Here is a 22,906-nt window from a genome sequence, read left to right on the forward strand (position 1 = left end):
GTTCGAAGGAGGAGAGCATGGCGGAGTACGAGAAGGCGATGAGTCCGGAGGACATCACGCGGCTGTTCGTGGAGCGGTCCAACGCGGGAGACGCCGAGGGTGTCGCGGCGCTGTACGAAGAGGACGCCGTGATGGCCTATCCGCCGGGGAGTCAGACGGTCGGGCGGGAGGCGATCCGGGCGCTGTGGGAGAAGGTGCTGGAGCGGCGTCCGCAGTTCCAGCCCGAGCAGCCGTTGCCGACGCTGGTCAGTGACGGCATCGCGCTCACGTCCACTGCGCCGAAGGACGGGGCGGGGGCTCGTGCGCAGGTCGTCCGTCGTCAGCCCGACGGGTCCTGGCTGCGGTTGCTGGACCAGCCCGAGTTCGTCGCCGTCACCGACTGAGCTGGCCCTGTCTTTCGGCCGACGGCGGTCTCGGCGGGCGGCGGGGTGGGGTCAGGGGTGGTGGCGGGTTCTGTAGGCGGCGGCTTTGGCTCGGTTGCCGCAGCGGCGCATGTCGCACCAGCGGCGGGCCTTGTGGCGGGACGCGTCGATGAAGAGGCGGGTGCAAGTTTCTGCTTCGCATTCGCGGAGGCGTGCCGTGTCGGGGTCGCCCAGCAGGGTGATCGTGGCTCGGGCCACCGCCGACAGGGCGTTGGTGACCGACCCGGATCGGGTGAGGCCGGACGGGTCCAGGCGGACGGTCGGGGGTGGGAGTGCGGCGGCGGTGTTGAGGGCGTCCAGGTTCGCCGCGTCCAGGGGCTCGCCGGTGCGGGCTTGGGTGGCCAGGGCGTAGATCGCTTCGCGTAGCGCCCGGGCGCTGGCGAGGTCGGCGGGGGCGGCTGAGGGGGCGGTGTCCAGCAGGCCGGCTTCCACCGTCCAGCGGGCCAGGTCGGCGGGGGACGGCAGCATCTCGACGCGGCGGTCGCGGCGCGCCCCCACGGTTCCGGCGAAGTCCAGCCCGAGGTTGCCGCTGACGAACAGGAAGCCCATGCCCCAAGAGTAACCGGCTTGACGGGTTATGCCGAGCCCTGCCATCGTCGGTAACCGGTTCAACCGGTTATCGGCGAGAGGAGCGCGGCATGGCGACGGTCAGTGCGCCACGGGTGGGGACGCGGCACCGGTGGGTCGTGCTGGGGATCGGGGTCGCGGCGCAGGCGAGCTTTTCCGCGATGTTCTCCGGGCTGCCGGTGACGGGCGTCGAGCTGCGCGCCGGGTACGGGCTGTCCACGGGGGCGCTCGGGTTCGTCGTCGGGTGTCTCGGGCTCGGCGTCGCGGCGGGCGACCTCGTCTGGGGGCTGCTCACGGACCGGTTCGGGGACCGCAGGATCCTGCTCACCGGGCTGCTGTCCACGGCCGCGCTGATGGCGGGGATGGCCGTCGGCGCCGCCCCGGCGGACGGGACGGGAACCGCGACCCTCGCGGCGTGCCTGTTCGCGGCGGGGGCGCTCGGCGGGAGCGTCAACGGCTCGTCCGGGCGCGCCGTCATGACGTGGTTCGCCGACGACCGGCGCGGTCTCGCCATGAGCATCCGGCAGACGGCGATCCCGGCGGGCGGCGCGGTCGGCGTCGCGCTCCTGCCCCCGCTTGCAGCGGCAAGCGGCTTTCGCGCGGTCTACGCCGTCCTGACGGGCTTCTTCCTGCTCAGCGCGGCGGCCACCGCGCGCTGGCTGCACGAACCGGACCGCGAGCGCACAACGCCGCAGCGGCGCGCGGGCAGGTCACCGCTCGGCGACCCCGACGTGTGGCGCGTCGCGCTCGCCAGCGGGCTGCTGACCGTCCCGCAGTTCGCCGTGCTCGCGTTCACGGCCGTCTTCCTGCACGACGCGCGCCACGCGGACGCGGCCGTCGCCGCCGCCGTCGTGCTGACGGCCCAGATTGGCGGCGGCGCCGCGCGCATCTGGACGGGCCGCCGCAGCGACCGGGGCGCCGACCGCCGCACCGCGATCCGCGTCATCGGCCTGCTCACCGCCCTCGCGATGGCGGCGGCGACGGCGACGACGCACGCGCCGCTCCCGCTGACCGTCGCCGCCCTCGCGACCGCCGGGCTGCTGGCCAACGCGTGGCACGGCGTCGCCTACACCGAGATCGCCGTCACCGCGGGCGCCGACCGGGCCGGGACGGCGCTCGGCCTGGAGGGCACCACCGTGTTCGGTGCGGCGTTCATTACGCCGCTGGTCGTTCCGGCGCTGCTCGGCGCCACGTCCTGGACGGCCGTCTGGGCGTTCGCGGCTGCGGCGCCCCTGCTGGCCGTCCCTCTCACGCCTGCTGCGGTTCGGGCGTCAGGCCGCGCACCTTCATCGCGTGCAGGATCAGGTCGATGAGGACGGTCTTGCACGACTCCAGCCGCCGCGCGTCGCACAGCATGACCGGCACGTCGCGGCCGAGGTTCAAAGCGGCCTTGATCTCCTCCAGGTCGAACGCCTGGACGCCCTCGAAGCAGTTCACCGCCACGACGAACGGCGTGCCGCGCCGCTCGAAGTAGTCGACTGAGGGGAAGCAGTCCGCGAGCCGCCGCGTGTCGGCGAGGACGACCGCGCCGAGCGCGCCGAGCGCGACCTCGTCCCACATGAACCAGAACCGCTCCTGGCCGGGCGTGCCGAACAGGTAGAGGACGTACTCGTCCCGCATCGTGATGCGGCCGAAGTCCATCGCGACGGTCGTGGTCTTCTTGCGCTCGACGCCCGAGACGTCGTCCACGCCGACGCTCTCGTCGGTGAGGACCTCCTCGGTGCGCAGCGGCGTGGTCTCCGAGACCGTGCCGACCATCGTCGTCTTGCCGACGCCGAAGCCGCCCGCGATCACAATCTTGACGGCGGTGGGAAGTCGCCGGCCGTCAGAGAGCCCGGAGGCCATCAATCACCGCCTTGTAGAGCCGGATGTCGTGCATGTCCGCTTCGGGTTCGGGTTCCTGCATGCTGATCAGGCCCTGGTCGAGCAGGTCGCCCAGCATGACCCGGACGGTCGCCACCGGCAGGTCGAGGTGCCCGGTCAGTTCCGCGACCGACATCACCGACTGGGTGAGCCGCAGGATCGCCACATGCTCGGGCCCGAGCCCGAGGTGCCCGTCGGGCTCGGGGATCGCCGCGACGACGAGCGTGATCAGGTCGAACTTGCCGCGCGCCGGTTCGAGGCGCCCGCTCGTCATGACGTACGGGCGGACCATCGGCCCGGACTGGTCGTCGAGCAGCGTGCCCTGGTTGCCCGGGTCCTCCCACCAGGGCCGGCGCGGCTCCTGCGGCCAGCGCTCCGGCTGGTCCTCGTTCATGTGAGCGTCCGTCCCTGTTCGGCCGACTCCGAGCGCGTCGGGGTGCTGAGGTGGTGGCCCATGCTCGTGACGAGCATCGCCATCTCGTAGGCGATGAGCCCGACGTCCGCCTCGTCGTCGCTGAGGACGGCCAGGCACGCGCCCTTGCCCGCCACCGACACCAGCAGGAACGCCGACTGCATCTCGACGATCGTCTGCCGTACCGCGCCGCCGCCGAACCGGGTGCCCGCGCCCTTGGCGAGGCTCTGGATGCCGGCGGCGACGGCGGCCAGGTGCTCGCCGTCGTCCTGGGTCATCCCCGCCGAGGAGGCCATCAGCAGCCCGTCGGCCGACAGGACGACCGCGTGCTGGGAGTGGGGGACCCGGCCGATCAGGTCGTCCAGCAGCCACCCTAGATCGGCCGATGAGCCAGCCTTCTGCATTACTCGTCCTCGCCTTCAGTGGATCGCGCGCTCGTGCGCCCGGCCGCCGCGCTCCGCCCGCGCCGGGTTCCGCGCTGGTAGGCGCCCATGATCCGCTGGACCTCTTCGGGCGGGCGGGACGTTTCGTCCGGTTCGTCGTCCGGCGGGGTGCCGGGACGGGTGTCTTCGGTGCGGAGCGTGGGAGCAAGGTTCGCCTGGGGGACCCGGACGGGCAGCCCGGACGGCGTGGTCGGATCGGACACGGGTGAGGGGTCCCCCGTTCTGGGTTCGCGGCGTCCGACGGGCGCCCGGACGCGCGCGGACCGTTCCCCGGGGAGATCGCCCCTGATCACCGTGCCCGGGAACGGGCACGGGCAGCGGAAGCCCATGAGCAAGCGCCCCAACAACGTAGAGGGTTTGGTCCGCAACCGGTTTGGCTGGGAAAGCAGGACCGTGACGTCCGGATGATGGCAGGCGGTACCTGGGGAGCCGACCGCGCTTCCATACGGGCTAGAACACTAGCAACACGGCCATATCCGCTCAAGTGAATCGTCTACGTCGTAGAGGCGGCGAATTCCGCCTGTGATGGGGTTCACAGCACGGAATCGGATCGTTTTTCGGAAAGCAGTTGCAGAGCCGCGATCACTCCCGCTCGGATGATCGCCGTCGGACGGTAGAGGTCCTTGTCGTGCCACATCGCGGGACCCTCGTCCGGGGCCGTCCGCAGGAGGTCGGTGGCACGTTCCGCCGCCGCGGCGCCGCCGCCGGGGGTGAGCAGCAGGGTCTGGACGGCGTAGGCGCTCTCCTCGGCCGTCCCCTCCCAGCAGCCCCACGAGCCGTCCGGACGCTGCGTGCCGAGGATCCAGCGGCGGGCCGCCGCGACCGCGTCGGCCGAGCCGTCCGGGTCGAAGCGGGCGAGCGCGATGGCGCAGCACGCGGTGGCGTAGTAGGGGGAGGCGTGCCAGCGGTCGGTCCAGCTGCCGTCCGGGTTCTGGCGGGATCGCAGCCAACGCGCGACCTTCGCGATGACGGCGCGGTACCGATCGTCGGGGTCGCCCGTCGCGGCGACGTACTGTCCGAACGCCTCCAGGACGTGGGCGTTGGTCGTGGGGGACGCGCCGTCCTCGCCCTGCCAGGTGCAGAAGTGGTCGTCCAGCTCGTAGGCGAACAGCGGGTCGGGCCGGGGCGGCGCGCCGACCAGCGCCAGCGCGTACAGGACGCCCGCGGTGGTGTCGGCGTCGGCGGGCAGTCCCTCGGCGGCGGCGGTGCCGAACGGCCCGAGCGGCGCGGTCAGGCTGAGCACCAGCAGCGGCGGGACGTCGACGCGGACGCCCGCGCGCAGCAGCCACGCCAGCACCCACGCGCGCTCGAAGACCGTCAGCGGGAAGCCGACCGGGACGGGCCCGCCGTGCTGCGCGGTCGCGGCCTCCAGGTGCCAGCGGGCCGGGCTGCTCGGGTCGGCGGGCGGTTCGGGGCCGAGCCAGGCGGCGGTCGCGGCGGGGGACGCGCCGATCGTCCCGGTGACCTCGGGGACGATCCCGGGCAACTTGGGCGCCGCGTCCCCGGCCACCTCGACGGCGTGCAGGAGCTTCTTCGGGACGGTCGCGCCGGACTCCAGGAGCTGCCGGACGCGGGCGAGCGTCCGGCCGTCCAGCGCGGCGGGCAGGGCCAGGCGCCGTCCCGCGTACGCCTGGAGGCCCGGGACCGGACGGTGGGCGAGCGCGGCGAGATGGTCGTCGACGCGCTCGGCGAGGTAGGGCGCGATCAGCTCGATCGCCGGCATGTCGGGCAGCGGCCGGGACGGGAAGGACGGTGCGGACAGCCGGGTGAACAGCGCGTGCAGCGCGAGCGCGGCGGCGCCGACCAGGTTCTCCCGGGGGCCGTCGGTGCGCAGGACGGACAGGAGTGCGTCGGTGGCGCTGAGCGTGGGGACGAGCGCGTAGCCGTCGTCGGGCGCGCCCCAGGTGCCGTCCGGCCGCTGGGCGGCGAGGAGGAACGCGACGCGCTCGGCGTGCCCGGTGAGCCAGGGGACGTGCGCCACGAGCCGTCCGGTCTCGTAGACCGAGGGGGACACCTGTCCCCAGGGGTGTTCCAGGAGCCCGGCGACCAGGTCGGCCGCCGCGTCGGCAAGGGGTCCCGCTGTCGTCGTCTGCTCGCCGATGGTCACGCGGCCACTCCGGACATATTTCGACGGCACCTCGTTCGTGAGCTGGGGGTAAGGCTCAGGGGTGGCAACCGCACGGTGCGCCGGGTGGGCTTTCCGTACGATATGAGGCTCTGTGTACCAGTTTTCGGGAGTATCACATGACGGAAAAGTGCAATCAAGCCTTGCGCTCCGGAAGGATTTTTGCTCCGCTGGTGATCTGCGCCACTTGACTATTCGCGTGCGCCTTCGCCGACTACTCTCGTCAGGCCCGCTTTCGTCATGGTGTGACATTTTTTAATGCGCCAGGAACGGTGTGGGACCGCATGTTCTCGGCTTTCCGGGGCGGTGGGGGAGAGGAGTTCCGGCGATCAGTCGGGATGGCCGTCCAGCGACGGCGGCAGCAGGCCCTGCCAGGCGCGCGTCCGGGAGACGTCGATCATTCCGGTGACCGTCCGCGTCCCGCACCGCGCCGTGACCGGGTAGCGGCCCGGCCGCACCGCCCGCCGGACGGTCGCGACGCCCGATCCCTCGTCGTCCAGCCGCACCGGCGCGGTGAACGCCGGGGACGCCGCGCGGTCGCGCTCGCCGCAGCCCGGCACCGTGATCTCCGTGTGGCGGCCGGGCGCGGTGCGCTCGGGCGGGCCGGTGACGGACACGGCGGCGGACGGCGCCGCGAGGCCGGCGGCCACCACGGCGGCCCCCAGCGCGGTCACGACCAGAGGACGCATCGAACTCCTTCGGGGGGATGACGAAGGGGACTTTAGCCTCCGGTGCGGAGGTATCTCCAGGGATCAGGAAACCGGATCGGCGACGGCGCGGCGCGTGCGGCGGCTCACGCGGACGCCGTCCCCGGTGAGCAGCACGAGCGCCGCCCACACGAGCAGGAAGCCCGCCCAGCGGCTCGGCGGCATCTCCTCGTGCCTGACCAGCAGGCCGATGAGGAACTGGAGCACCGGAGTGAGGTACTGGAGCATTCCGAGCGCGGACATCGGGATTCGGACGGCGGCGGCGTTGAACAGCAGCAGCGGGATCGCCGTGACGATGCCGCTGCCCGCCAGCAGCAGGGTGTTGCCGACGCCGTGGTGACCGAACGCCGCGTCCCCCCGAACCTCCAGGACGGTCGTGAACGCCAGCGCGGGCAGGAACGTGATCGCCGTCTCGACCGCCAGCGTCTCGGCGGACGGCATCGAGACGACCTTCTTCATCAGCCCGTACGTCGCGAACGAGCAGGCGAGGATCAGCGCGATCCACGGCGGCCGGCCGTAGTCGGCGGTGAGCACGAGGACGGCGAGGGCGCCGAGCGCGACGGCCGTCCACTGGGCGGCGCGGAGCCGCTCCCGGAAGATCACGACGCCGAACATGACGCTGATCAGCGGGTTGATGAAGTAGCCGAGCGCGGCCTCGATCGTGTGGCCGGTGTTGACCGCGTAGATGTAGACGCCCCAGTTGGCGCTGATCGTCACGGCGGCTATGGCGAGCAGCCCCGCGCGGCGTCCGCCGAGCGTGCGGATCCAGCTCCAATTGCGGCGGACGGCCAGGATCGCGACGACCGCCACCAGCGACCACATGATCCGGTGGGCGAGGATCTCGGCCGCGCCGGCGGGCTTCAGCAGCGGCCAGTAGAGCGGGAACAGACCCCACAGCACGTACGCCGCGATGCCAAAGGACATTCCGCGACGATCAACCACAAACCTCAAGCTATCAGCCGACCTGGACCGTCCCGGCACTACGATGCGGCCTTCCGGGGCAGGCGCGACAGGGGGGCGATGGACGAGTACGACGCGATCGCCGACGCCTACGCGGCACGTCACCTGGACGCTCTGGACCGCCGTCCCCTGGACCGCGCCCTGGTCGACCTGGTCGCCGCCGAGGCGGGTGAGCTAGGCCCAGTCGCGGACCTGGGCTGCGGCCCCGGCCAAGCCGCCCGCCGCCTGAGTTCCCTGGGAGCGACATCCCTAGGCGTCGATTCATCACGCCGAATGGTGGAGATCGCCTCCGCAGCGCACCCCGGCGTCGGGTTCCACGTAGGGGACCTGCGGCGGCTGGACGTCCCGTCCCAAGCGTGGGGCGGAATCGTCTGCCTGTCCGCGGTGATCCACCTCCCGGCGCGAGAGCTGCGGGCGGTGTTCGAGGAGTTCGGACGCGTCGTGAAGCCGTCCGGCGTAGTCCTGCTCTCGTACCTCTCGGGCTCCGGCTCGCTCACGTCGACGTTCCACGGCGTGGAGATGACCTTCCACCTCCACACCCGCGCCGAGATCGAGACGGCACTGTCGAAGGCGGGCTTCGTCCCGTCCGCGTATGTAGAAAGACGGGCATATCCGGACGAAGTCGATACCCCGTGCGCCCACGTGATGGCCCACCGCGCGAGTTAGCCTGTGACCATGTTCGGTTTCGCGAAGAGCGAGATGGTCGCGCCCCACGAGGCGCTGCCCGGCCGCGCCGACGCGCTGCCCGTCCCGTCCCGCCACGAGGTGCTCAACGCACCCCTGACCCCGCCCTACCCGCCCGGCGCCCAGGTGGCCGAGTTCGCGATGGGCTGCTTCTGGGGCGCAGAGCGAGTCTTCTGGCAAACCCCAGGCGTGATCTCCACGGCGGTCGGCTACGAAGGCGGCTACACCCCGAACCCCACCTACGAAGAGGTCTGCTCAGGCCGCACAGGCCACACTGAGACTGTCCGAGTGGTCTTCGACCCGTCACAGATCTCCTACGAAACCCTCCTGAAAGTCTTCTGGGAAAACCACGACCCCACGCAAGGCATGCGCCAGGGCAACGACGTAGGCACCCAGTACCGCTCGGCGATCTTCGTCCACTCCGAGGACCAACGCGCCGCCGCCGAAAAGTCCCGAGACGCCTACCAGCCCGTCCTGACCTCCGCCGGCTACGGCGAAATCACCACCGAAATCACCGACGCCCCCACCTTCTACTTCGCCGAGGACTACCACCAGCAGTACCTCTCCGACGCGAAGAACCCAAACGGCTATTGTGGCTTGGGCGGCACCGGAATGTCCTGCCCCATAGGAGTTGCCCCCACCGATGGCTGACCAGCCCCACGAAGAATCCGCGCCAAAGCTGATCGCCCACGCAACCCGATGGGTAGACGTAGACGGCTACCCCTACATCATCGAGGTCGTCTTCACAGACGCGAACGGCCAACAACATTCGATCATCGACAAAACGCCGCTCTTCTGGTTCGACAACGACGAAGAACCAGACCTGGACACCGAGCTCCCGGTCCCGGCCTACCTGGACGCAGTCATCCTCAGGCCCAACCTCGCAGACGGCCGCGTCCGCATAGCCATCGACCACCGCTCAATCAACAACGACGGCTACGCCGAATTCACCGTCAAAGCCCAGCAACTCACCTGACGAGCGTCGCGTCACGGGTCACATGGTGACCGGCCCGTCGGAACTGGAATGTTCTGCCCGGTCGTCACCGATGCCCGGGGACGGATGGGCTCGGAACCCCGGGTCGCGAGACCGTCGTACGCCCACACATCCTGATCATAAAGCCCAGTGCCTGAGGTCGGGTTCTTGACTTGGGGCTTTAACGTTGTGGAGTGGGCGACGGAAATCGAATCCGTGTTGTCAACTTGACAATAAATTCGATTTGGGCTGTTGGTACGGCAGGCCTGGCGAGGCGCGGTTCCGAAAACGACCTTTGATCACCCTGGCTAATGGCCCACTGTCCTGCGTCAGGCCGGTCACCTCTGTGGGGGAGCCGTGTGTGTCTATATTGCTGCACTCCCCTGGTGTATCGGTGCTGTGGCAGCTTCGCTTGCTACGGTGTTGATTTGAGTTGATTGAGTATCTCGGCTCTCGTCTGTTCTGTCGCGGCAAGTATATCGTTGAAAGTTGCGGGGGCCTGCTCAGCCAACTTCCGGTAGATGGCGATGGCTTCATCTACGGCGGTGACTGCCTTTTCGAGTTCGACGGCGTGAGCGTTTCTGATCCAGGCAGCGGCCCACAGAGAAGAGGCGAGGTCGGGTAGGTAGGCGGCGGGTTCGGCTTCGGCCAGACGACGGCGAATCTTCACCGCCTCGCGGACCAGTTCAAGCGCATCCCGCTGCTCACCCGCCTCCGCCAGACGGTTACCGAAATTGTTCAAACTCATGGCGAGGTCGGGTAGGTAGGCGGCGGGCTCCGCTTCGGCCAGCGCGCGATAGATCTTCACCGCCTCGCGGGCCGGTTGCAGCGCATCCCGCTGTCCACCCACCGCTGCCAGACAGTTACCGAGGTTGTTCAAGCTGGCGGCGAGGGCGGGTAGGTAGGCGGCGGGTTCGGCTTCGGCCAGACGACGGCGAATCTCGACTGCCTCGCGGACCGGTTGAAGCGCGTCCCGCTGCTCACCTGCCTCCGCCAGCCGGACGCTGAGGTTGTTCAAGCTCATGGCGAGGGTGGGCAGGTAGGCGGCGGGTTCGGCTTCGGCCAGACGACGGCGAATCTCGACTGCCTCGCGGGCCAGTTCAAGCGCGTCCCGCTGCTCACCCACCGCTGCCAGACAGTTACCGAGGTTGTTCAAGCTCAGGGCGAGGGTGGGCAGGTAGGCGGCGGGTTCGGCTTCGGCCAGACGACGGCGAATCTCGACTGCCTCGCGGACCGGTTGAAGCGCATCCCGCTGCTCACCCACCACCGCCAGCCGGACGCCGAGGTTGTTCAAGCTCATGGCGAGGGTGGGTAGGTAGGCGGCAGGCTCGGCCTCGGCCAGCGCGCGATAGATTTTCACCGCCTCGCGGGCCAGTTCAAGCGCATCCCGCTGCTCACCCACCTCCGCCAGCCGGACGCCCAGGTTGTTCAAGCTCATGGCGAGAGCGGGCAGGTAGGCGGCGGGCTCGGCCTCGGCCAGCGCGCGATAGATCTTCACCGCCTCGCGGACCGGTTCCAGCGCCGCCCGCAGTTCGCCCACCGCCGCCAGTCGGACGCCGAGGTTGTGGAGGCGATGGGCGCAGTCGGCGAAGGATGCGGTGGGGGCGAGGCGTTGTAGGAGATGTTGGCTCAGGTCACGGGCGGGACGGAGCAGGTTGGTGTGGTGATCCGGGATGGCCGTTTCGACCCGGGCAGCGAGGTGGTCGGGAGCATGACTGATCACTGTGCTGATCAGTGTGGGGCTCAACCACGCCGTTGGGATCGGGCCTGCCTCCAGTACCGCGAACAAGGCTCTGCGGGCGGTGGTGTGCCGGGCGGCGGCGGCCGACAGGACCAAGAACGCCTGCCGCTGCGCTGATGCGGTGGCCGGGTCGGTGAGCAATTCGGCGAGCAGGACGGCTGCACGAGGTTCGATGAGGTGGGCGGCGAGGAAGTCTTCGGCGAATCGGTCGGGTTTCAATGGCGTCAGTAGTTCCACCCGTGCCGTATCTGGGGCCGGCCGTGCTTGGCTGACGCTCGTCATATCCGGTGCAGGGTCGGGGAGCGGGGGATAGAGACGGTGGTGGGCGGTCAGTAGGTGTTCGGCTTCGGTGTCGTCGGCCGCTAGGCGGGCGCGGATCAGCCATTGGCGTGCCTGCTCGCCGGCCGACGTGGGGCCGAACAGGGTCGCGACCATCACCATGGTGCTCATCACCCGCGCTCCGGGTGGGTCCTTCCAGTAGCGGCGTTCGTGCGCCAGCAAGAAGCCCGACAGGTCCTCGCTCTGGGGGACCGCCTCACCCTCAGCGGTCGCGCAAACAGCCGCAAGTGCCGCCATGTGCACCGTCAACGGGGATATCCCGCCCTCGGGCGACAGACCACGCGGGACCGGAACTGGTCCCACGGGCAACTCCAACGCGGCCTGGAATGCGCCTGCGGCGCTGGTGAACGCTTCGCTCAACTCCTCAGGGCCGGTGATGAAGGCTTCCACGGCAATCGGCTGAGCGAGATCGACCCACGCCCGCTCCAGTTGCGCGGCCACCCCTTCCCAAAACTCGCGCTGCGGGCGGGCCAGCAGAAGCACTCGTACTCGCACCCCTGTGACGCGGTGCTGGGCAGCCAGGGTCTCCACCAACTCGGTCAACGACTCCAACGGCCACCGCTCGGCGTAATCCACCACCGCCAGCAGTGGACGCCCGTCCTCGGCGAGAGCATGAGTCGCGGCAGCTGGCGGCAACGTAGTGGACGTGTCGGATGCCAGCAACACTGTCCATCCGTCGTCATGGCTCCGGGTGGCGAGCCATCCGGCCAGCCGGGTCTTGCCTGCCCCGCCCGGCCCCGATGCCAACCTCACCGACACCGGCTCGTCGTCATCGCGCCACGTGTGCAACGCCTGTTCCAGAGTGGGGCGAGGCCGATATGGCACCACCTGACGCCGCACGTCCAGCAAATGCGACGGGGTCCGCTGCGAGCGCGGGATCCGTTCCGGGACCGGCGACGGTGCCAGCAACTCCAGCCGAAACCGTGACCGCTCCAGCACCACCGTCACATCACCAGCGGCGGAGCCGATCTGAATGTTGTGACCACCGATTACCGAACTATCGACCCGGTGGCCCTCCGCGTCGCCCATCGCGCCTCGACTCTCCCTGGTCAACCGTGCCGGTCGCCGGGCCGGGTGATGTGGGTGTCACGGCCCACCGAACCGATCTGAATGTTGTCCCCATCGATCCGGCTCCCGGCCACCACGTTGGACCCGTCACCGACCTGGAGCCCGTTCGGCGCCTCGGCCAGCATTGCCGCGACCTGCTCAGCCAGCTCGGTATCAGCGGTCAACGCCTTGCGGATCGCCTTGCGCAACGCGGCCTGATTGTCGCCGTCATCGGGATCGGCGATCACGTCGGCCAGCGCCTCGGGAACATCCTCGCCCTCTGCGCGGACACCGAAGATCCGCTGCGCCAGCCGCCTCCCGAATCCCACCGTCGCATCGGCCGCCTGGTCCTGCGTGCGCGCCAGCACCGCGCCCCCGTACGCGCTCGCCGCCGTCGTCACGTACTGCGTCACTTCCCCGGCCAACTGCACCAGATCCCCCGACACCTCGCCCCCTCGACCTAAACGATCACCAGTGACGGCAACGCCACGAACCGTTATCCGGGAGGTTAGACGCACTGCCCCGGCTCCCGGACGCAAACAACTCTCCCGGCCGAAACCGGCCCATCCAGTACCAGCACGGCAACCCTTCCGGCAGCCCAACGGAGAGACCGGTCAACGACGATCCGGAGACCTCGCCCGTGCGAACGGGCGTTGCAAGAAAGGACTGTCCTCGCGAACATGCGCTCTGGGCCCGGAATCCAAGGGAGGCGCCCTTTGGCGCCAGCAGGCCCGGCTACCTCGCCGGGACAGCGTCGGCGAATGGCTGGGCGGCTCCCCCGAACGCGCGAGGTCTGGCCCATCTACCTAAGTGCGCGCGTGTACCGCTCGCGGATGGGGCGGGCGCGGCGGCGCGAGACGGGACCGAACGGGGTGATCAGGATGCGGGCGCGCCGCAGCCAGTGTGGCTGTAGGCGAGGTTTATCGCCTAGCGGCACTCGTGCGGACGGGCGTCATGGCGGTCGAGGTTGGTGCGGGGGTCCTGGGATCCCCGTCTTAGCCAAGACGGCGTTCGGTCATGCGGTGGGTAAGGGAGTCGTTGGCCGGGGCGGTTTGTCCGGACAAGGTAGGAGCCCGGCATCCCCCCTCGGGATGCCGGGCTCTTTGGTGTTCGGTGGTGGTCAGGTGAGGCCGTCGCGGACGGCTTTGATGAGGGCGATGGGGTCGCCGTCGAAGTAGTCGCGGATGACGGCGTTGAGGATGGCGTTGGCGCGGGGGTTGGAGGCGGGCGCGGTGTCGGTGCCGTCGTCGGCGGGCAGGTCGTGGGGGTCGGGGGCGTTGCCGGTCTGGAGGAGGCGGTGGATTTCCGAGGCGTGGTAGCGGCGGTGGCCGGAGGGCAGGGTGACGGGGTTGAGGGTTCCGGTTCTGGCCCAGCGGGTGACGGTCTTGGGGTCGACGCGGAAGAAGTTCGCGACTTCGGCGGGGGTGTAGAGGGTCGGCTGCTGGGGTTCTTCGGGGTTCTTGGTCATGATTTTGGGGCTCCAGTTCTCGGGTTGGGTTTGCTTCGGATGTTGTGGTTGGTGGTCCGTGGGTTGAGGTGGGTGTGTGGTTTTGGTGTGCGGGTCTTTGGGTGTGTTGTGGAACTTATGGGGTGATGAGTTCGGGCGAACCGCCCTCCCCGAACGGTTCGCGCGGCTCCTTGTTCTTTGTGGTTGGCGGGTCTGTTGCTTCTGTTGTTGCCGGCGTTGCGTTGGCGCAGGTCCAGGGCCAGTAGAAGCACCACGGCGTGCACGTGTGGTTCGGGGTCACTGGGTCGGTCCTCGTGCTTCCAGGCGGGTGGCCTTCTCGTCCTCGTGGCGCATGAGGGCGGTCAGGCCGTCCTCGTCGATCGCTACGACCATGTAGAGGAGGCCGGCTTTTTCTTGGGTGTGGGTCAGCGGGTGGCGCAGGCGGCAGATCCAGGTGCCGTCCGGCGTCTTGTAGGGCTGCGTCCAGCGGTTTTTGGGCTCCTGGTCGCCCGGTCGCGGGTCGTGCGGGTCGGTCCGGTCGTGGTCCTGGCGCTGTCTGGGACGGCTCATCGCGTCCTCCTGTGGTTGCGCGTCCAGCGGCGGACGTACGGGGCCGACAGGTACGCCAGTAGTCCCGCTATCACCGCGCCGTCTGCTACGGCCATCGCAATGGTTATCTCGACGGCTGTGACGACACCTTTGGGCTGACCCATATTGACCCTTTCCGGAAGTCGTGCCCGGATTGTTCCGGGTTCGGTTCCGTCGCCGACCTTTTCTTTGGGGTGTTCTGGGGACAGGCTCGCGTGCTCGGGGTTAGCTTTGCCACGTCTCGCGAGAGATTCGAGAGAGATGGAGGACACGTGTCCAGTGCCGCAGAGTCCGTAGACCCCATGTCGGGGCTGTGGGCAACTCTGGCCGTCCAGCTGCGGGTACAACGCAAACGTGCCGGGCTGTCACAGGCCGCAGTGGGCAGGATCGTCAACGTCGACCACAAGACAGTCTCGAATTGGGAGGCGCAGCGGAACCACCCGCCGGTGGACGCACTGCGCATTCTCGACACGGAGTGGAGAACGGGCGGGCTGCTGGAAGCCCTCCACCACTTTGCGAACACGATGGAGGCCCCCGCCGAGTTCCTCACGGTCGTCGAGTACGAAGCGATGGCGAGCGTCATCCGAATCAACAGTGTCGCGTTCATCCCGGGCCTGTTGCAGACGCCGGAGTACGCGCGAGAGATCTTCGAGAAGGGAGGTGCCCCGGACGTAACGGAGCAGGTCGTGCTGAGGATTGAGAGGCAGGCGATCCTTACGCGTGACGACCCCCCGTACGTGTCCGTCCTGATCTCCGAGGTCGCCCCCCGGCTCATCCCCGCACGCCTTCGGCATGGACAGTTGGAGAGACTTCTGGAGGTTGCCGATCTCTCCAACGTCACGCTCCGCATGGTCCCGATGGATGCCGGGTTGCATGTCGGACTCGCCAGTGACTTCTACCTGTTCTCGACGCCGGAGAGGGAAGTGGGCTTTGTCGAGACTCCGGCGCGTGGAACCTTGGTGACCGAAAACGACCACCTGCGTAGACTCGTCGTCAAGTTCGACCGAACGAGCGCGGACGCACTCTCGCCGGAGGCTTCCCGTGCCAGACTCCAAGAGATGATCGAGGGCAACAGTGATCACATGGCGTAAGTCCAGCCGCAGCGCCAACACGGGTGACAGGAACTGCGTCGAGCTGGCTCGCTTCCCCCGCGTGGTGGGCCTGCGTGACAGCAAGGCCCCGGACGCCGGTCACCTCAGCCTCACCCCCGAAGCGTTCGCCGCGCTGGTCGCGCGTGTGAAGGACGGACGCGCGTAGGCTCGTTTCCCCCGAAGCCCCTGGTGCGCCTCCGCGTGCCGGGGGTTCTTCGCATCTGCCGCCGTCACGACGGCGCCCGCTTTTCGCCGAGAAGGGGCGGTCCGCCCGGCTAGTGCTGGGGCCAGGGAGGTTCGCCTTGGTCGGAAGGCGGCTTGTGGGGCGAGCGGGCGTGAAACGGCTGGTAGTAGTTGGGTATGCAGGAAGAGACCGCGCGCTCTGCGATCGACATGTTCATCTCTGCGTTCAATGCCTCGGACGACAGCTATGTGACCACCCTGCTCTCCCAGGCCCTGACCTCGGACGTGATCTTCTGGGGGCCGTTGGGGCGTAGCGAGGGGATCGGGGCGGTCGCGCGGTTCGTGTTGGACATCCGACGTCACCCGGCGGGGACCGGCACGATGGTGCGCAGCTCAGAGGTGGACATGCCTGACGAATGGGCCCGGTATCGGTGGGCCTTCACCACGCCTGACGGAGGTCCGCGTCTGGCGGGAACGGATGTCGTTCATCTGCGGCGGGGCCTCATCGACCAAGTGATCGTCTTCGCGGGGGAGATCGAGCCGCTCGCCTCCTGAGCCGTCCTGCTGGGGGCGTCCGTCTCGGCGGGTGCCCTTTTCTGTGCGGGTGCGGGTGCGGGTGCGGGCGCGGGCGCGTTCCAGGCTTGGCGACCGCGCCTCCGACGCTCGGGTCGAACGTCACCGGGCAGCCGACCGTCACGACGACCGACCTAGTGAACCTTCCCGGTCAGAGCACTAGGGTGACGGTGGAGGTGCCCCATGCCGCGTTCCGCACCCCGACCGGGACCGTCGCGCTCTGGTCGGCCGGATGGGCTGTCGGCGGAGCCTGAGGCGCTGTTCGTCTATGGGACCTTGCAGTTTCCCGACGTCCTGAAGGCCCTGATCGGCCGCGTTCCTGGGCTCGAACCCGCAGCTCTCGCGGGTTGGCGTGCCGCCGCTCTGCCGGGGCGCATCTATCCCGGGCTCGTTTCGGCGGCTGGGACCGTCCACGGTGTTCTGCTCTCGGGTCTCACCTTGGCTGAGTGGCGCATCTTGGATGCTTTTGAGGGTCCCGAGTATGACCGCAGGCCGGTTCTGCTCTTGGACGGCCGTAGCGCCTGGGTCTACGTCTACTCGCTGGAGGCCGAGGTCGGTGACGATGATTGGTCGTCTGCTGCCTTCGTGGCCCGGCATCTGCCCGCCTATGTCGAACGTTGCGCCGACTGGCGGACCCGGCGTGGGCGGTGCTGACGCGTCAGGCGCCTTGTGGGCGGGGCTGGTGGCGCTTTGGGAACGGGTCGCCTGGGCTGGTGGTCAGCGTGTGCGAGTGATTGCCAGGCGGGTGGCGGCCGGGGCGAGGAGTGGCCAGCCGTCTTGTTCTGTGGTCGTGGCGGTGATGGGGTTCCAGCCTTGGGCTCGTGCTTCGTCCAGGAGCGCTCGCACGGCGCCTGGCTGGTGCAGGTTCAGGTGGGCTTCTTCGGTGGCTACGTAGCCGGACGGTGTGTGGGCGCCGGTGACGATTCGGCCGGGGGCTTCTCGGAAGACGAGGACGAGTCTGCCGGTCGCTTCTTGGTGGCGGATCCTGAGGACGTTGCGGCAGGTTCGCGGGGTCTTCGGGTCGTGGTCGTGCGTCAGCGTCCAGATGTAGGTGTCGTCGCCGACCTTCAGGTGTCGCGGGCTTCTGGGGTTGCGGGGCACGGGCGGATCGTAGTGCGGGGAGCGGAGGAGTCGCCTGGCTCAGTCCAAGGGGGTTGAGGTCTCGTTGTGGACGTCAGTCGATGTCCGTCTAGAGCGCCGTATGAGCGGGAGTGAGATCAGCACGATGGCCGCGAGGCCAAGTCCGCCGAGGGCGAGCCATCGCCGGTGGTGGGTCGTTTCGGCTCGTGGTGGGAAGTCCTTGGGATAGCCGGTCGACGTCCCTACCTGCAGAACTGCCTCGCCGTGACCGGGGGCGGGCTCGATCGACTCGGCGAGGATCTCCCACCGGCCGGGGGACAGCGCTTCGTTCGTCTCGTAGATGCCGGGCCGGTCGGCGAGTGCCTTGATCCGGCGCGGGCCGATGCGTTGCGGATGGGGGCCACTGTGCTGCGCGGTGATGAAAAGGACGACCGGCTCGTCGACCAGGTGGCCGTCCTCGGCCCACAGGGCGGCGACCCGAACGTGTCCGGCGCCGTCGCCGACGATGGCGTAGTCGATGGTGGAGCCGTGCGCCCATGCCGGTGACGGCAGGCTCAGCACGAGCAGGGGCGCCCACAAGAGTTTGTGCAGGATCATGAGAACTCCGCGGTCGCCCTCCGCCCCAGAAGGCGGAGGGCGACCTCTCGCGTCAGGACGGCAGATTCCATTGCTGGTTGGTGCCCGTGTGGCACGGCCAGATGATGAGTTCGGTTCCGTTGCCGGTCGCTCCGCCGCTGGCGTCCAGGCACTGGCCCAGGGACTTCAGGTTCTTGGTGGCGGGGTCGTACGTCCACTGCTGATTGGCTCCACCGCCGCAGGAGTACAGCTCGACGACGGTGCCCGCGGCACTCGATCCCGCGCGGACGTCAAGACACTTGCCCTGGGCCCGGATGGTCCCGTCGGTGTCGACCGTCCATTTCTGTCCGGTTCCCTCGTTGCAGTCGTTGAGGACGATCTGGGTCAGGTCGGCCGGGCTGGGCGCTTCGAGGCAGCGCTTGCTGGGCACCCCGACGATCGGGCCCACACGTGCGGGAGGCTGCGGCCCGCCGGACGTGAGGAAGGTGCTGTCGGCCACATTCCAGTGGGTGGCCAGGTAACTGCCCGCCGGCGGGTTGGTGCTGAAGTAGTCGTCGTGCTTGCAGTCGAGCCGGTTCTCATGAGCCCGGTCGCCGCAGATGTAGCGCATCGCCGGATAGCGGGGTGCGTCGGAGTAGCACATGACGTCGTACTCATCGGTGCAGTGCGCGCCGCCGCTGGCGTTCGGCGCGTTGTTGTTGACCGCGCCGAGGTTGTGCCCGAGTTCATGGGCCATGACGCTGCCGCCCCAGCAGCCGCTGTCGACGCGGGCGAACGACGGCCCGACGTTGCTGCGGTTGCCGCTGCCCTTGCGATCGTCGCCGTCGAACTGCCCGATTCCGCAGTACACCGTGGACTCGGTCAGCAGCGAATAGGAACGATCGGTGCGATTGTAGTTAAGGCCGCGCAGCGCGTTGATGGTCGCGTCGAAGTTGGCGAGCGCGTTAGCGCTGATCGTCACATTCAGCACCACGGGCATGCAGGCGGCGTCCTGCACGAAGCGGATGTGTCGGGTGCCGCCGGTCTCCTTGGCGCTTTCGTTGTAGATGGTGTCCATGTCCAGCGCCCACTGCTTGAACGACGCCTGATAATTGGCGAACCGGTCGACGCCCGGCGGGTGGACGTACATGACCTGGACACGGTTTCCGCTGGTGCCGTCTCCGACGCATTCAGCGGCGGCGGCCGATGCCGTGGCCAGCGGCTTGACCCGGCGTTTGACGTTCATGCCCGGCGGCGCCGGGTCCGGACCGTGGGTGCAGCCGCTCGTGCGCAGCCGCAGGCTGCCGTGACAGAGGTTGTTCTGATCCGGCAGCAGACCTTGGTGGACGAGACCGCGGCTCGGGTCGTCGCGCGGGATCGGGCTGGGCGTCACGCTCGGACCCGAGGGCGCGGCGAACTCGGCGGACGCGGCCGGGGACGTCGCGAGCGCGGTGAAGGCCAGCGCGATCGAGGTGAGCAGACGTAGCGCACGTTTGTTCATCTGCGTTCTCCTGGGGCATGGGGGGATGGAAAGCGAGTCGATGTGCCCGGAGTAGCCGCTGTTGGCAGGAGCGGTCGGCCGAGAAAGCCGAACCAGCGCGATCCGGCGGTTCTTTCACACATCGTTTTCGCACAGTGCGTCCTCGCCTAGTCCGGGCTCGGCCTGTCCTTTTACGACTGCGGCACCGAACGGCGATTACAGGCAAAGGAAAACGCGCTCATCGTTGCGCACTATGTGCTAAAAAGATCGGACGCGGGGGGTCGGGCGTCCCCCTCCGGCAATGCCCCCGCACGCCCTCGGCTCCCGCCGCTTCGCACCGCGACCATCTCGCGGTGCCGGCCCAGGGGGACGAGGCGTCCGTGTCGCGTCGACGGGCGAGCGGCCGGGGTCGTCGGGTCGGCGTCCAACGCGTTCGCGCGGGGCGGGACCGGTGATGGAGCGTTCGTCGTCCTCGCGGTGGCGGGCGGGCCGTTCCTTCACCTGGGTTCGCGGCCGGACGTTCCCGCGGGCCGACCCGGGGGAAGTCGTCCTCCTCGGCCCGGGGTTCGGCGCCTACCGGCGGCGTCCCGGCGTCCGGCGTCCGGCGGCCCGCGAACTGCTCCGGCGGGCCCATCTGTGGGCCGCTCCCCGAGTTCGCGGCATTCGCCGGTGTGACGATCATCGCTGTAACGCGGCGGGCGGACCTGAAGCACATCTGTCCGCTTTGTTGAAGAGTGGTGAGATATGACTGGTTTCGTGCCGCTAATCACGATCCGTGCTGGTGGGGGCGCCCGTAGGCGTACGTCCCCCGTCCGGCTCGGCCTCACACCTCCGCCCACGGGATCGAATCCGGCTCTGCCGCGAATAACATTTTTCCTTTCTGTGGCGGCCGGGGCCGGGACGAGCTTGATCGTTTGAAATTGGCGTTCTGTCGGCGCTCGTTGGAATTCACCCGGGGCCTACGCACCGTTTCCGGATGGTGACGCGCGCGGGACGCGCGGGACGGCCGTTCCTCCTGCGCCCCCTGCTCGCCGCGCGCCGCACGGGACGCCAGGTCAGTGACCGAAACCCGTCCTGACCAGCGTCTTCGCCAGCGTCCGCCGACACGGTTCAAGGCGGCACTGTGGCGAGTACCACGTCCGAACGGGCTGGTTTTTCCGCCCTTTCCATGGTCCGGCAGGTCGTCGCGGGTGCGCAAGCGGAACCGTTTGCCCCGCGAACCGGCGCTTTCCGGTCCGGCCCAAGGCAAGGGCTTGGCGAGAAATGGACCGTGTGTAATAGTTCGAGCAAGATCGCCGACAGCAGGAGGCCGTCCGGCCGTTTCGACCCCAGTCACGTTCAATCAGCGCCCGCGCCGCGCAGGCCGGGGATCCGCCGCATCGGACCGTGTGAGGAAGCCGTCATGACCGCAACCGTCGAAGCCGGGCCCGCCGATCGTCTCCACTCCGTCCCGCTGCGCCGCGTCGTCGGCCAGGTCCGCCGCGCCGGGCCGCTCGGCCTGCTCGACGGGCTCGGCGACCGGGCGCGCGGCCAGATCGTCCGCCTCAACCTCGGACCGTTCCGGCCGTTCCTCGTCACGCACCCCGACCACCTGCAGCACATCCTGCGGACGCACGCCGCCGACTACCCGCGCGGCGCCGCGATGTGGTCCGCGCTCGGCCGCCTCACCGGCAAGGGCATCGGCGGCGAGGGCGCGCAGTGGCACGCCAGCCGCGAGATCCTGCAGACGGCGTTCTCCGCCGGCTACCTGAAGTCGATGAGCGACCAGATGATCGACTCGATCACCGGCGCGGTGGACGACCTCGCGGCGCGCGCCGGGCAGCCGATCGACGCGGGCATCGAGATGACGCGCGTCGTCCAGCGCGTCGTGGACCCGGTGTTCTTCGGCAGCCTCATCCCCGACGGCGAGGGCGACCGGCTCGGCGAAGCCGTCGCGACCGCGATGGGCAGCCTGCTGTGGCGGATGGCGATGCCGTTCGTCCCGCACGCGATCCCGATGCCGGGCGACCGGCCGTTCAAGCGCGCGACCCGGACCGTCAACGAGATCCTGCGGCCCGTCCTCGCCCAGGCGCGGCGGGAGCAGCGCGACGGCGCCGACATCGTCACCAAGCTCATGCGCGGCACCGGCGCGGACGGGCAGCCGCTCACCGACGACCAGATCTGCGAGGACATCGTCGCGCTGTTCGTCGCGGGCAGCGAGAGCAGCGCCATCGCGCTCACCTGGATCTGGGTGTCGCTCATCGAGCACCAGGACGTGTACGAACGCGTCCGCGCGGAGGTGGACGCCGTCGTCGGCGACGGTCCGCTGCGCCGCGAGCACGTCCGCGAGCTGGCGTACACGCAGATGGTGCTGCGCGAGGTGCTGCGCATCTACTCCGTCGGCTGGGCGGTGCCGCGCATGGCGACGAAGGACGACGTCATCGACGGCGTCGAGATCCCCGCCGGCTCCACGCTCGTCATCACGCCGTACCTCACGCACCGGCTGGAGGAGTTCTGGCCGGACCCGCTGCGGTTCGACCCCGACCGGTTCACCCGCGAGCAGGTCCGGGCGCGGCACCCGCTGGCCTACATGCCGTTCGGCAACGGCGCGCACCAGTGCCTCGGCGAGGCGTTCTTCCACCAGGAGGCGGCGCTGATCGTCGCGGGAATGCTGCGGCGGTTCGATGTCGCGCTCGCCGGGCCGGTCGCCCCGAAGCTGTCCCTCACGCTGCAGCCGCGCGAGCCCGTCGAACTGGTCCTGACCCCCCGATGACGGACGAGATAGCGGCCGACCTCCGCCGCTGCATGGCCGAATACCCCGACCTGTTCCCGGACCCGCCGATGGGTCCGGGGCTGGCGGTGAAGCTGGCGAAGGCCGTCGCGTGGGGCGCGCCGTGGCGGACGGCCGAGGAACTCCGCGCACCCGCCCGCACCTCGCTGTGGATCTTCGCGGTGGACTGGCTCATCGACCACGAGGCGTCCACCGCCGACGAGGTCCGCGCGATCGAGCGCCGCTGCCTGCGCATCGCCGACGGCGGCACACCGTCCGACGGCGACGCGCTCGCCCGGTTCCTCGCCGACCTGCGCGACGACCTCCTGCCCGGCGTGGACGAGACCTGGCGCGCGGCCTGGCGGGACGAGCTGCGCCGCATGATCCTCGCCATGGGCCGCGAGCAGGACTGGACCGCGGAACTCGCCGCGACCGGGACGCCGCCCGTCACGCTGGAGCGCTACCTCGACAACGCCGAGAACTTCGGCAGCACCTGGGTGAACGTCGCGCACTGGGCGACCGACGCGGGACGAGCCGTCACCGGCAACCTCGGCACGCTGCGCGCGGCCAGCGACTGTGTGCAGAAAATTCTCCGGCTGTTCAACGACCGCGCCACGCTCGGCCGCGACCAGACCTGGGGCGACCTGAACGCCCAGCTCCTCGGCGCGGACGAGACCTGGATCAAGGAGAAGGTCGCCGACCTGACCGCCGCGTGCGACGCCCTGCTCGCGACACTTCCGCCCGAGTGCGCGCAGGAAGCGGAGTATTTGCGCCGCCAGATCGCGTTCAGCAGCGCTTTCTACGGCGCGGACCATGATTACTGGGACCGCCTCTGACCCGTCCCCGCCATGATCACCGAAAGTGACCGCCCGGTGTG

The 22,906-nt window shown here is 69.3% G+C and carries 26 protein-coding genes; 11 read left to right on the top strand and 15 right to left on the bottom strand.

Annotation, left to right across the window (positions count from 1 at the left end):
• The first annotated feature begins 17 nt into the window (after positions 1 to 17).
• Positions 18 to 383 (top strand): YybH family protein, encoded by a 366-nt coding sequence (locus GQ466_RS00570; protein ID WP_161100819.1) that lies wholly within the window; start codon positions 18 to 20, stop codon positions 381 to 383.
• Positions 384 to 434: 51 nt separating this feature from the next.
• On the opposite strand, the gene GQ466_RS00575 is transcribed toward GQ466_RS00570, so the two are convergent.
• Entirely contained in the window at positions 435 to 971 is a 537-nt protein-coding gene (locus GQ466_RS00575; RefSeq protein ID WP_161100820.1) for a CGNR zinc finger domain-containing protein, read from the bottom strand.
• A gap of 89 nt (positions 972 to 1,060) precedes the next feature.
• On the opposite strand from GQ466_RS00575, the gene GQ466_RS00580 reads away from it, so the two are divergent.
• A complete protein-coding gene (locus GQ466_RS00580) occupies positions 1,061 to 2,302 on the top strand; it encodes an MFS transporter (protein WP_161100821.1) in 1,242 nt (413 codons plus the stop codon).
• On the opposite strand, the gene GQ466_RS00585 is transcribed toward GQ466_RS00580, so the two are convergent.
• The 7 genes from GQ466_RS00585 to rarD all read right to left on the bottom strand — a co-directional run bounded on the left by GQ466_RS00585 (position 2,238) and on the right by rarD (position 7,463).
• Positions 2,238 to 2,834, bottom strand: coding sequence for a GTP-binding protein (locus GQ466_RS00585; protein ID WP_161100822.1), 597 nt, complete (start codon positions 2,832 to 2,834; stop codon positions 2,238 to 2,240). The two genes, GQ466_RS00580 and GQ466_RS00585, sit on opposite strands and share 65 nt — an antisense overlap.
• Positions 2,815 to 3,246, bottom strand: a complete 432-nt coding sequence (locus GQ466_RS00590; protein WP_161100823.1) for a DUF742 domain-containing protein — start codon at positions 3,244 to 3,246, stop codon at positions 2,815 to 2,817. Before GQ466_RS00590 ends, GQ466_RS00585 begins: the two co-directional genes overlap by 20 nt.
• On the bottom strand, positions 3,243 to 3,668 hold the full coding sequence (locus GQ466_RS00595; RefSeq protein WP_161100824.1) for a roadblock/LC7 domain-containing protein: 426 nt from the start codon (positions 3,666 to 3,668) through the stop codon (positions 3,243 to 3,245). The genes GQ466_RS00590 and GQ466_RS00595 overlap by 4 nt, the downstream gene beginning before the upstream one ends.
• A complete protein-coding gene (locus GQ466_RS00600; protein WP_202419908.1) occupies positions 3,668 to 3,910 on the bottom strand; it encodes a hypothetical protein in 243 nt (80 codons plus the stop codon). Before GQ466_RS00600 ends, GQ466_RS00595 begins: the two co-directional genes overlap by 1 nt.
• 329 nt (positions 3,911 to 4,239) lie before the next feature.
• Positions 4,240 to 5,814: a prenyltransferase/squalene oxidase repeat-containing protein gene (locus GQ466_RS00605; protein WP_161100825.1), complete on the bottom strand. Its 1,575-nt coding sequence runs from the start codon at positions 5,812 to 5,814 to the stop codon at positions 4,240 to 4,242.
• A 347-nt stretch (positions 5,815 to 6,161) separates the two neighbouring features.
• On the bottom strand, positions 6,162 to 6,521 hold the full coding sequence (locus tag GQ466_RS00610) for a hypothetical protein (RefSeq protein WP_161100826.1): 360 nt from the start codon (positions 6,519 to 6,521) through the stop codon (positions 6,162 to 6,164).
• A 63-nt stretch (positions 6,522 to 6,584) separates the two neighbouring features.
• Positions 6,585 to 7,463 carry an EamA family transporter RarD gene (gene rarD, locus GQ466_RS00615; RefSeq protein WP_161100827.1) on the bottom strand — a complete coding sequence of 293 codons (879 nt, stop codon included), beginning with the start codon at positions 7,461 to 7,463 and terminating at the stop codon, positions 6,585 to 6,587.
• Positions 7,464 to 7,559: 96 nt separating this feature from the next.
• Between rarD and GQ466_RS00620 the strand changes: the two genes are divergently transcribed.
• The 3 genes from GQ466_RS00620 to GQ466_RS00630 are packed head-to-tail and all read left to right on the top strand — an operon-like array spanning position 7,560 to position 9,159.
• Positions 7,560 to 8,165, top strand: a complete 606-nt coding sequence (locus tag GQ466_RS00620) for a class I SAM-dependent DNA methyltransferase (RefSeq protein ID WP_161100828.1) — start codon at positions 7,560 to 7,562, stop codon at positions 8,163 to 8,165.
• 9 nt (positions 8,166 to 8,174) lie between these two features.
• Positions 8,175 to 8,834: a peptide-methionine (S)-S-oxide reductase MsrA gene (msrA, locus tag GQ466_RS00625; RefSeq protein ID WP_161100829.1), complete on the top strand. Its 660-nt coding sequence runs from the start codon at positions 8,175 to 8,177 to the stop codon at positions 8,832 to 8,834.
• Positions 8,827 to 9,159, top strand: a complete 333-nt coding sequence (locus tag GQ466_RS00630) for a hypothetical protein (protein ID WP_161100830.1) — start codon at positions 8,827 to 8,829, stop codon at positions 9,157 to 9,159. The genes msrA and GQ466_RS00630 overlap by 8 nt, the downstream gene beginning before the upstream one ends.
• Positions 9,160 to 9,571: 412 nt before the next feature.
• Here the strand turns inward: GQ466_RS00630 and GQ466_RS00635 are convergent, their stop codons facing one another.
• From GQ466_RS00635 to GQ466_RS00650, 4 genes are all read right to left on the bottom strand, one after another.
• Positions 9,572 to 12,265, bottom strand: a complete 2,694-nt coding sequence (locus GQ466_RS00635; protein WP_161100831.1) for a tetratricopeptide repeat protein — start codon at positions 12,263 to 12,265, stop codon at positions 9,572 to 9,574.
• Positions 12,266 to 12,285: 20 nt separating this feature from the next.
• Positions 12,286 to 12,729, bottom strand: a complete 444-nt coding sequence (locus GQ466_RS00640) for a hypothetical protein (RefSeq protein ID WP_161100832.1) — start codon at positions 12,727 to 12,729, stop codon at positions 12,286 to 12,288.
• 674 nt (positions 12,730 to 13,403) lie between these two features.
• On the bottom strand, positions 13,404 to 13,751 hold the full coding sequence (locus GQ466_RS33220) for a helix-turn-helix domain-containing protein (RefSeq protein WP_161100833.1): 348 nt from the start codon (positions 13,749 to 13,751) through the stop codon (positions 13,404 to 13,406).
• Between the two features lie 276 nt (positions 13,752 to 14,027).
• Positions 14,028 to 14,300 (bottom strand): hypothetical protein, encoded by a 273-nt coding sequence (locus GQ466_RS00650; protein ID WP_161100834.1) that lies wholly within the window; start codon positions 14,298 to 14,300, stop codon positions 14,028 to 14,030.
• Between the two features lie 290 nt (positions 14,301 to 14,590).
• Here GQ466_RS00650 and GQ466_RS00655 point away from each other — a divergent pair, with 290 nt between their 5' ends.
• From GQ466_RS00655 to GQ466_RS00670, 4 genes are all read left to right on the top strand, one after another.
• Complete coding sequence (locus tag GQ466_RS00655; RefSeq protein ID WP_161100835.1) at positions 14,591 to 15,409, top strand: helix-turn-helix domain-containing protein; 819 nt, start codon at positions 14,591 to 14,593, stop codon at positions 15,407 to 15,409.
• The gene (locus tag GQ466_RS00660; protein WP_161100836.1) at positions 15,393 to 15,575 is read left to right on the top strand and encodes a DUF397 domain-containing protein; all 183 of its coding nucleotides are present in this window, start codon (positions 15,393 to 15,395) and stop codon (positions 15,573 to 15,575) included. The genes GQ466_RS00655 and GQ466_RS00660 overlap by 17 nt, the downstream gene beginning before the upstream one ends.
• 194 nt (positions 15,576 to 15,769) lie before the next feature.
• Positions 15,770 to 16,147, top strand: coding sequence for a nuclear transport factor 2 family protein (locus GQ466_RS00665; RefSeq protein WP_161100837.1), 378 nt, complete (start codon positions 15,770 to 15,772; stop codon positions 16,145 to 16,147).
• Positions 16,148 to 16,348: 201 nt separating this feature from the next.
• Positions 16,349 to 16,819 (top strand): gamma-glutamylcyclotransferase family protein, encoded by a 471-nt coding sequence (locus tag GQ466_RS00670; RefSeq protein ID WP_161100838.1) that lies wholly within the window; start codon positions 16,349 to 16,351, stop codon positions 16,817 to 16,819.
• 63 nt (positions 16,820 to 16,882) lie between these two features.
• On the opposite strand, the gene GQ466_RS00675 is transcribed toward GQ466_RS00670, so the two are convergent.
• Genes GQ466_RS00675 through GQ466_RS00685 form a run of 3 tightly spaced genes read right to left on the bottom strand, consistent with a single transcriptional unit; the run spans position 16,883 to position 19,301 of the window.
• Positions 16,883 to 17,266, bottom strand: a complete 384-nt coding sequence (locus tag GQ466_RS00675) for a hypothetical protein (RefSeq protein WP_202419909.1) — start codon at positions 17,264 to 17,266, stop codon at positions 16,883 to 16,885.
• Positions 17,267 to 17,305: 39 nt separating this feature from the next.
• Positions 17,306 to 17,842 carry a hypothetical protein gene (locus tag GQ466_RS00680; protein ID WP_161100839.1) on the bottom strand — a complete coding sequence of 179 codons (537 nt, stop codon included), beginning with the start codon at positions 17,840 to 17,842 and terminating at the stop codon, positions 17,306 to 17,308.
• A gap of 52 nt (positions 17,843 to 17,894) precedes the next feature.
• Entirely contained in the window at positions 17,895 to 19,301 is a 1,407-nt protein-coding gene (locus tag GQ466_RS00685) for a ricin-type beta-trefoil lectin domain protein (protein ID WP_161100840.1), read from the bottom strand.
• A 1,381-nt stretch (positions 19,302 to 20,682) separates the two neighbouring features.
• Between GQ466_RS00685 and GQ466_RS00690 the strand changes: the two genes are divergently transcribed.
• Positions 20,683 to 22,032 (top strand): cytochrome P450, encoded by a 1,350-nt coding sequence (locus tag GQ466_RS00690; protein WP_161100841.1) that lies wholly within the window; start codon positions 20,683 to 20,685, stop codon positions 22,030 to 22,032.
• On the top strand, positions 22,029 to 22,865 hold the full coding sequence (locus GQ466_RS00695; protein WP_161100842.1) for a terpene synthase family protein: 837 nt from the start codon (positions 22,029 to 22,031) through the stop codon (positions 22,863 to 22,865). Before GQ466_RS00690 ends, GQ466_RS00695 begins: the two co-directional genes overlap by 4 nt.
• Positions 22,866 to 22,906: the final 41 nt, after the last annotated feature.

The organism is Actinomadura rayongensis (genome assembly GCF_009831215.1).
Classification (GTDB): Bacteria; Actinomycetota; Actinomycetes; order Streptosporangiales; family Streptosporangiaceae; genus Spirillospora; species Spirillospora rayongensis.